We start from the raw sequence: 7,912 nt of genomic DNA, 5'->3' as shown, positions 1-7,912 counted from the left end.
CTATCGGGTTGTTGGGGGGGGGGGGGGGGGGGGGGGGGGGGGGGGGGGGGGGTTTGGTTTGGTTGTGGGTTTCCTTTTTTTTTTCCCTCCCCCCCCCCCCCCCCCCCCCCCCAGGCCCGCCCCGCCGAACATCTGCTGGAAGACGGTGATGACGAGGACCCAGGAGAAGAAGTGCGGGAGGTAGAGGATCGCCTGGGCGACGGCCCGCACCCGGGGCCGCACGAAGCTGTTGACGAACAGCGCGAGCAGGATCGGCACCGGGAAGAACAGCGTGAGCTGGATCGCGAAGATGGCGAACGTGTTCCTGACCGCCTGCCAGAACAGCCGGTCCTCCGCCATGTGCCGGAAGTGCTCGAAGCCGATCCACGGGCTCTGCGACATCGCCTGGAACGCGTTGTCCGCGATGTAGGGGTCGTAGTCCTGGAAGGCGACGACATTGCCGATCAGCGGTACGTAGTTGAAGACGATCAGGAGCAGCAGCGCGGGAAGGACCATCAGGAGCAGGACCCGGTCGCGGCGCAGCCGGTGGCGCAGCGGGACGCGGGCGTCGGCCTTCCGCGCACGGGAGGCGCGCGAGGCACGGGTGGCGCGCGAGGCGCGGGAGCGGGGCGCCCGGCCGGCCGGGGCGGGCTCCGCCTCGTCCGTGGCGCCGCGCGCCCGGGCCGTGGTGTGTGCCATCTCAGGCCGCCGAGTCGCCGGTCTCGTCGAGGAGCCCGCGGTACCAGTCGCGCAGCTTGTCGCCGCCGCCCGACTTCCAGTCCGAGGCCGCGCGCTGCATGTCGGACACCTTCTTGCGGCCGCGCACGATGTCCTTCTCCAGGTCCTCGAACTCGGCGTTCAGCTCGGTGTACCGCGTCGGCTCGATGATCATCATGCCGTGGAAGAGGGGCTTCTTCGTGTGCTCGCCCTGTCGCTGCTGCCACTGGACCATGCCACGGGTGACGTCGGGCAGATCGGCGTAGGCGACGAAGGGCGCGGGTGAGGCGAGGTACTCGTACGTCGAGAAGACCTCGTTGTTGCCCTTGCCGTTCTTGGTGAGCACCCCGTCCTCGTAGGTGTGGTGGACGCCCTCGACGCCGTACATCCGCAGGCGCTGCTCCTTGGAGCCGTAGGGCGCCGCCGTGAAGTCGGCGAGGGCGAGGATGTCGCGGATCGTCCTCTCGTCGGCCTTCTCGCTGATGAACGTCCAGATGTCGGCGGGCGGGCGCGCGTACAGGGTGGGCGCGCCGCCGTCGGGGGCGAAGTAGTCGAACGCCTCCATGCGGAACTTCTTGTCGTCCACGCGCTGCACGGCCGCCTTGCCGTACCAGTCGGACAGGTCCTGGCAGTACATCCAGACCTTGCCCGCGGCGCACAGGTCCCCGATGCTGCCGGTCTCGGCCTTCGCGTCGGGGTGGACGAAGCCCGCCGAGTAGAGCTTGCGCGACCACTCCAGGGCTTCGAGGTAGGCGTCGGTCTCGTAGCGGTTGACGAGCTTGCCGTCGACGAGCTTCCAGTAGTACGGCTTCTCCGGCAGTACGCCGAAGATGTTCCAGGCGGCCCAGGTCATGTCGCCGCACGCCCACACCTTGCTCCTGGGCGAGTTGAGCTGCTTGCACAGGTCGTAGAACTCCTGGGCGCTGGTGGGCGCTTCGAGGCCCTCCTCCTCGAAGAGATCCGTGCGGTAGAAGGGCGCGATGTTCGGGGTGGTCGCGGCGGGCATCGGCAGCCCGCGCAGCTTGCCGCCGAAGACGGAGCGCTGCCAGGCGCCGGTCGGGATCGCTGCGAGGTTCGGGTACTTCTTGACCTTGTCGCCGCTCAGATAGGGGCCGAGGTCGGCGAACTTGTTGGCGATGGCGCTCGGTATCTTGCCGGTCAGCTCCCAGCCGGGCACGACCACGGCGTCCGGGACGCCGCTGGAGGCGAGGACCGCCCCCAGCTTCTGGCCGTACGTGTCGCCCTGCTGGTTCCGCCACTTGACGCGGACGCCCGCCGCCTCGTCCATGGCCGTCCAGTAGGGGTTGCCCTGCTTGGGCACGTTCCCCCAGATCGGCGCCATGACGGTGAACTCGCCGCCCTTGCCCAGCCTCTTCGGCACCGATGTCTTGAGCTCGGCCGCGGGCAGGGCCTTGGTGAAACCCGCGGCCGAGCCGTTCTTGGCCGGGATGTCCGGCGCGGCGAGGTCGGAGGGGACGTACGCCGGGAGCAGGTCCTTGAGCTTCTTCCCCGTCGTGGTGCCCTCGTTCTTCGATCCGCCGCCCCCGCAGGCCGTGAGCAGCGGTGCCCCGCCGGCCACGGCGAGCGCGGCGAGCCCGGAGGAGGCGAGGAACGTTCTCCGGTTGGGTCCGGAGCCGGTGGAGGGGGAGTTCGCAGTCATTGCTCAACCCTTCGTGGCGCGCGCCCTGACACACGGCGGTGACCGCCGGTCGGCTTTCGAAGCGCTTCGATGTTGCAGCGAGGTTAAGTGAACGCCCCGGCCGTAACAAGAGTCGAACGCGAATTCCCCAAAGCTGCGCCGCTGTTGAACTTTCCGCCAGTGGTAAGGGATGAATCGGGTCGGCCGTGCCTCTCGTCTTGACATGCGCCGGTGTTGGGCTCAGCATCGAAGCGCTTCGAAGAAGTGTGCGTTCCGTTCTGCCGTCCAGCCCGCCGCCGTCCGCCGAGGGGACCCGCACGTGACCGAGAGCCCGCCGCCGTTCCGTGATCCCGGCCTTCCGCTCGACAAGCGCGTGGACGACCTGCTGTCGCGCCTGACGACCGACGAGCGCGTCGCCTTCCTGCACCAGTTCGCGCCCGCCGTCGACCGGCTCGGCCTCGTGGCGTTCCGCACCGGCCAGGAGGCCCTGCACGGCGTCGCCTGGATGGGGCCAGCGACGGTCTTCCCGCAGGCCGTCGGGCTGGGCGCGACCTGGAACGACGACCTGCTGCGCAGGGTCGGCGAGGCCGTCGCCGTCGAGGCGCGCGCCATGCGCTCGCGCGACGGCCGCGTGGGCCTCAACGTCTGGGCGCCCACGGTGAACCTGCTGCGCCACCCGCTGTGGGGCAGGAACGAGGAGGGCTACGCGGAGGACCCGCACCTGACCTCCGCGCTCGCCGCCGCGTTCACCCGCGGCCTGCGCGGCGACCACCCCGCGTACTGGCGCACCGCGCCGGTCCTCAAGCACTGGCTCGCGCACAACAACGAGACACTGCGGGACACCTCGAACGCCTCCGTCAGGCCGCGCGTCCTGCACGAGTACGACCTGCGCGCCTTCCGCGCCGCCGTCGAGGCGGGCGCGGTCGCCGGGGTGATGCCCGCCTACAACCTCGTGAACGGCCGCCCCAACCACGTATCGCCCCACCTGCGCGAGGAGTTGCGGCGCTGGACCGACGAGGAGCTGTTCGTCTGCTCCGACGCGGGCGCGCCGAGCAACCTCGTCGACTCGCAGCACTACTTCGGCACCCATGAGGAGGCCGTCGCCGCGGCCCTCGTCGCCGGCGTCGACAGCTTCACCGACCACGGGACCGACGCGAGCGTCATCGTGGGCCGCGTGCGGCGCGCGTTGGCGGGCGGCCTGCTGACGGAGGCCGACGTCGAGACGGCCGTACGCAGGCACCTGACCGTCCGCTTCCGGCTCGGCGAGTTCGACCCCGACGGCGGCCCGTACGAGGTGACGGGCGCGCGCGGCATCGACGCGGCCGAACACCGGGAGCTGGCCCGCGAGGCCGCGGAGCAGGCCGTCGTCCTGCTCAAGAACGACGGCCTGCTGCCCCTCGCGCCCCCCGTCGGGGACGCCCGCGTCGCGGTCGTCGGAATCCTCGCCGACGAGTGCAAGACCGACTGGTACAGCGGCACCCTGATCCGCCGCAGCTCCCTGCTCGACGGCTTGCGCGAGCGCTTCGGCGCCGACCGGGTGACCTTCGCCGAGGGCGCGGACCGGGTGCGCCTGAGGTGCGCGGGCGGCTGGCTCCGCGTGCCCGCGTCCGGCGCCGCCGCGCTGGCGAGAGTGGCCGCGGGCGCCCTCGACCCGGCGCTCGTGACGGGCCGCACCGACCTGCCGCCGCTGACCGTCACCGGGGACGACGCGGAGGCCACCGAGTTCGCCCTCGTCGACTGGGGCGAGGGGGCCTGGACGCTGCGGGCGCCGGACGGGCGCCACCTCTCCGTCGCCGACGACGGCTTCGTGCGGGCCTCGGCGGACCAGCCGGGCGGCTGGGTGGTGCAGGAGACGTTCGAGCTGGTCGGACACGGGGACGGGCACCTCCTCCGGCACACGGGGACGGGTGGGTACGTCTCAGTCGCCGCCGACGGCGTAAAGGTTGCCGAGGAAGGCGAAGCCGTTGCCGCCGACCGCGCCGAGGTGTTCACGGTGGAGGTCCTTGAGCGCGGTGAGGACGCCGTGCGCCGCGTGGCCGCCGCCGCTCACACCGTGATCGTCGTCGCCGGGAACGATCCGCACATCAACGGCCGCGAGACCCAGGACCGCACCACCCTCGCCCTGCCGCCGCACCAGGAACGGCTGTGGCGCGCGGCCCGTGCCGCCCAGCCGCGCACCGCCCTCGCCCTGGTCAGCGCCTACCCGTACGCGGTCGCCGACGCCCACGCCGAGCTGCCCGCGCTGCTGTGGACCGCGCACGGCGGGCAGGCCGGGGGCGCGGCGCTCGCCCGCGTCATCGCCGGTGACGTCTCCCCGGCGGGGCGGCTGCCGCAGACCTGGTACGCCGCGGGAACCGACCTGCCCGACCTGTTCGACTACGACATCATCGGCTCCCGGCAGACCTACCTCTACTTCGACGGCACGCCGCTCTACCCCTTCGGGCACGGCCTCGGCTACTCCTCCTTCGCGTACGAGGACCTCACGGCCGAGAGGGACGGCGACACCCTGAGCGTCGCGTTCACCGTCACCAACACCGGGCCCCGTGCCGCGGACGAGGTGGCGCAGCTCTACGTCCGCGCGCCCCGCCGGCGCGGCGTGGAACTGCCGCACCGGCAGCTCGTCGGCCACCGCCGCGTCGATATCGCGCCCGGGGCCCGCCGCCGGCTCGTGTTCCGGGTGCCCGTGACCGGCATGGGGTTCTGGGACGTGCGGCACGACCGCTGGACGGTGGCGCCCGGCACGTACGAACTCCTCGCGGGTGCCTCCAGCCAGGACATCCGCCTGTCCGCGCCGGTCGTGCTCGACGGGCCTCCTTCCGGCGCCAGGCCGGTACAGGGGGCCGGCCTGGCGGCCGTCGGGTACGACACGCAGAGCGGCACCGAGATCGTCGACCGGAGCAGGACGTCGGGCGACGCCGTGCGGCCCGTCGACGGCGGCACCGGCGAACTGCACTTCCACGAGTGCGACTTCGGCGAGGGGACCGGCACCGTCACCGTCGAGGCGGCGGGCGAGGGCGCCGTCGACCTCATCGCGGGCAGCACCGCCACCACCGTCACCGTGCCACCCACCGGCGGCGCGTACGACTACACCACGCGCGTCTCGGGGTTCGCCGTGTCCGGCGTGCGCGACCTGCGCGTGCGGCTGCGCGGCCCCGTCCGGCTAGCACACCTCTCCTTCACCGTCACCGCAGAGCGGGGAGACACCGCATGAAGTTCACCGACGGCTTCTGGCTGATGCGTGACGGGGTGAACGCCTCGTACGCCACCGAGGTGCGCGACATCCGCGAGGGCGAGGGGGAGTTCACCGCGTACGCCGCCGTCCAGCGGGTCCGCGAGCGCGGTGACACCCTCAACTCGCCGCTCATCACCGTCGAGTGCTTCTCGCCCGCCGAGGGCGTCATCGGCGTGCGGGCCACCCACCACGCGGGCAAGGCGGTGCGCGCCCCGGAGTTCGAGGTGCACGGCGGCGGGCGCACCGGGCGGGTGCGCCGCGAGGGCACCGTCACCGAACTCGTCAGCGGCCCGCTCACCTTGCGCCTGGACAGCGCGGGGCCCTGGGGGCCGGAGTTCCTCGACGCCGACGGACGGCGACTGACCGCCGTGGAGCGCAGAGGCACCGGATTCGCCACCGCCCCGGACGGCGGCCACCACATGATCGCCCAGCTCTCCCTCGGCGTCGGCGAGTACATCTACGGCCTGGGCGAGCGCTTCACCCCGTACGTCAGGAACGGCCAGAGCGTCGACATCTGGCAGGCCGACGGCGGCACCAGCAGCGAACAGGCCTACAAGAACATCCCCTTCCACCTCTCCTCGCGCGGCTACGGCGTCTTCGTCAGCCACCCCGGCAAGGTGTCCTACGAGATCGGCTCGGAATCCGTCGGCCAGGTCCAGTTCAGCGTCGAGGACCAGTCGATCGAGTACTACGTCGTCGCCGGACCCACCCCCAAGGACGTCCTGCGCCGCTACACCGCGCTCACCGGCCGCCCCGCCCTGCCGCCCGCCTGGTCGTTCGGCCTCTGGCTCTCCACCTCGTTCTGCACCGACTACGACGAGGAGACGGTCACCGGCTTCGTCGACGGCATGGCGGCGCGCGAACTGCCGCTCAGTGTCTTCCACTTCGACTGCTTCTGGATGCGCGAGCACCAGTGGACGGACTTCCGGTGGGACCCGGACGTCTTCCCCGACCCCAAGGGCATGCTGCGCAGGCTGCGCGAGCGCGGACTCAGGGTCAGCGTGTGGATCAACCCGTACATCGCGCAGAAGTCCCCGCTCTTCGCCGAGGCCGCCGCCGCGGGACACCTGCTCAAGCGCCCGAACGGCGACATCTGGCAGTGGGACCTGTGGCAGCCCGGCATGGCGCTCGTGGACTTCACCGACCCGGCCGCCCGCGCCTGGTACGCCGACCACCTGCGCGCCCTGCTCGACCAGGGCGTCGACTGCTTCAAGACCGACTTCGGCGAGCGGGTGCCCACCGACGTCGTCTGGCACGACGGCTCCGACCCCGAGCGCATGCACAACTACTACACGCAGCTCTACAACAGCACGGTCTTCGAGGTCCTGGAGAAGGAGCGGGGAGCGGGCGAGGCCGTCCTGTTCGCGCGCTCCGCCACCGCGGGCGGCCAGCAGTTCCCCGTGCACTGGGGCGGCGACTGCTTCGCCTCGCTCGGTGCCATGGCCGAGTCCCTGCGCGGCGGCCTCTCGCTCTCGCTCAGCGGCTTCGGCTTCTGGAGCCACGACATCGGCGGCTTCGAGGGCACCCCCGACCCGGCGGTCTTCAAGCGCTGGCTCGCCTTCGGCCTGCTGTCCTCGCACAGCCGTCTGCACGGCAACGTCTCCTACCGGGTGCCGTGGGCGTTCGGCGACGAAGCGGTGGACGTGGCCCGGAAGTTCACGCGCCTGAAGCACCGGCTCATGCCCTACCTGTACGGGGCCGCGGTCGAGGCCCACCGCGACGGCGTGCCCGTGATGCGGCCGATGCTCCTGGAGTTCCCCGGCGACCCGGCCTGCCGCACCCTGGACCGGCAGTACATGCTCGGCCCCGACCTGCTCGTCGCCCCCGTCTTCACCGACGGGGGAGACGTGGAGTTCTACCTGCCCGAGGGCGTCTGGACCCACCTGCTCACCGGGCAGCGCGTCCAGGGCCCCGGCTGGCGCCGCGAGAGGCACGGCTTCGACAGCCTCCCGCTGTACGTGCGCCCGGGCGCCCTGCTGCCGCTGGGCGCCGACGAACAGCGCCCCGACGGCGACTGGCTGGAGGAGCTGACGCTGCTCGCCACCCCCGGAACCGCTCAGGACGGCGCGTACGACGTCGAGGTGACCGTGCCCGACCGGCAAGGACGGCCCGCGGCGACCTTCCGCGCGACACGGCACGGCGACGGCATCAAGGTCCGGGCCGCCGGCTCCGCGCGGGCCTTCCACGTCCGCACGGCCGACGGGCGCGCGTCCGCCCGCGGCGAGAGGGAGGTGATCCTGCCCGATGTCCTCGCCGGCCCGACGACCGGCTAGAGTGCGCGATTCCGATACGGGGACACCGGCGCGCCCCACCGCGGGCGCCGTGCCGGAGACCGTGGAAGAGAG

At 72.1% G+C, this 7,912-nt stretch carries 4 protein-coding genes; 2 read left to right on the top strand and 2 right to left on the bottom strand.

Annotation, left to right across the window (positions count from 1 at the left end; all coding sequences use genetic code 11):
* Both ACZ6JY_RS35155 and ACZ6JY_RS35150 read right to left on the bottom strand, forming a co-directional pair.
* Window positions 1–678, bottom strand: a complete 678-nt coding sequence (locus ACZ6JY_RS35155; RefSeq protein WP_469202637.1) for a hypothetical protein — start codon at window positions 676–678, stop codon at window positions 1–3.
* Between the two features lies 1 nt (window position 679).
* Window positions 680–2,356 carry an extracellular solute-binding protein gene (locus tag ACZ6JY_RS35150; protein WP_469202635.1) on the bottom strand — a complete coding sequence of 559 codons (1,677 nt, stop codon included), beginning with the start codon at window positions 2,354–2,356 and terminating at the stop codon, window positions 680–682.
* 298 nt (window positions 2,357–2,654) lie between these two features.
* Between ACZ6JY_RS35150 and ACZ6JY_RS35145 the strand changes: the two genes are divergently transcribed.
* Together ACZ6JY_RS35145 and yicI are read left to right on the top strand one after the other, a co-directional pair.
* Window positions 2,655–5,546 carry a glycoside hydrolase family 3 C-terminal domain-containing protein gene (locus ACZ6JY_RS35145; protein WP_469202633.1) on the top strand — a complete coding sequence of 964 codons (2,892 nt, stop codon included), beginning with the start codon at window positions 2,655–2,657 and terminating at the stop codon, window positions 5,544–5,546.
* Entirely contained in the window at window positions 5,543–7,840 is a 2,298-nt protein-coding gene (gene yicI, locus ACZ6JY_RS35140) for an alpha-xylosidase (protein ID WP_469202632.1), read from the top strand. Before ACZ6JY_RS35145 ends, yicI begins: the two co-directional genes overlap by 4 nt.
* The last annotated feature ends 72 nt before the right edge of the window (window positions 7,841–7,912 follow it).

The sequence above is a fragment of the Streptomyces sp. NPDC046335 genome, assembly GCF_055587985.1.
Note: the sequence above shows the minus strand (reverse complement) of the source record. Positions and strands in the feature narration are given on the sequence as shown.

What these genes read in the sequence shown, in the direction of transcription:
- ACZ6JY_RS35155 (WP_469202637.1), bottom strand. Translation starts at nt 678, where the DNA reads ATGGCACACACCACGGCCCGGGCGCGCGGCGCCACGGACGAGGCGGAG.
- ACZ6JY_RS35150 (WP_469202635.1), bottom strand. Translation starts at nt 2,356, where the DNA reads ATGACTGCGAACTCCCCCTCCACCGGCTCCGGACCCAACCGGAGAACG.
- yicI (WP_469202632.1), top strand. Translation starts at nt 5,543, where the DNA reads ATGAAGTTCACCGACGGCTTCTGGCTGATGCGTGACGGGGTGAACGCC.